The 954-nt window shown below is 68.3% G+C and carries 1 protein-coding gene; it reads right to left on the reverse strand.

The features are described from left to right. Positions 1 to 815 (reverse strand): IS110 family RNA-guided transposase (locus JCR33_RS24670; RefSeq protein ID WP_198884803.1); only part of this gene is annotated, 815 nt, incomplete at its 3' end. Between the last annotated feature and the right edge of the window lie 139 nt (positions 816 to 954).

The following is a 954-nucleotide window of genomic DNA, read 5'->3' on the forward strand; positions in this document are numbered from 1 at the left end:
AGGCGCTGGTAGACCACCTTGAGGTCAGGGTTGAAGCGGGCGGCGACGAGGGCGGGCATGTAAAGCGCATGGCGCAAGTGCGCTCGCCCGCCGCGGATCATCGCTCGACCGTTCCACCGACCCGACTGCCGTGTCATGGGCGCCAGCCCGGCAAGGCTGGCAGCGGCTTTGCCCTCGAGCGCGCCGAGCTCCGGAGCCTCTGCGAGCAGCGCTGCGGCGGTGACCGTCGAGACGCCGGGGATGCTGAGGAGGATGTCGCGGCGGCGCAGAAGCTCCGCGTCGCCGGCGATGAGCGCGGCGATCCGGGCATCGAGGTCGCAGAGTTGCTTCTCCACATGCGACAGGCGGGCCGCGGCCTGAGCCTTGAGGAAGGGGGACGTGTGGCTCTGAGCGCGGCTCTTGGCGGCGGTCCTGTCCTTGATGAGGGCCTGCCGGGCGATCTGCAACGCCTTGAGATCTTGTGTCGTTTCGGGGAGTGGCGGGGTCAGGGGCAGGTCGAGCTGCGCGGCCATGGCCGCAATGAGGCGCGCATCGACGGCATCGGTCTTGGCGCGGCATCCCACCGCCTCGGCGAAGCGTCGAACCTGAAGCGGGTTGATCTTCACCGCACCGATCCCCGCCGCGGCCAGGTGACGTTCCAGCGCGCGATGGTAGGGGCCGCTCGGCTCGAAGGCGACGCGAGCACCATCCGACCAGCCGACGAGGGCTCTGCGACCGGCCTTCGTATTGGCAAAGCGACGGTCCTTGCCATCCGAGCGGCGATGCGCATCGAGCCAATCCTTCGACACATCGACGCCGACGATCGAATGGGTCATCTTCAGTCCGCCTTTGCTTGTCATGCGGCGCGTGGCGCCACGTATCCATTCAGGCCTTGGCTGAAGACGAGGGCGATCAAACTCTAGCTCGGCCCCTGACGACCGGCGCGTCACCGATCCATCCCTCGCCGCTGCGGGG

Origin of the sequence: Acuticoccus mangrovi (assembly GCF_016411865.1) — a bacterium.
Taxonomy (GTDB): domain Bacteria; phylum Pseudomonadota; class Alphaproteobacteria; order Rhizobiales; family Amorphaceae; genus Acuticoccus; species Acuticoccus mangrovi.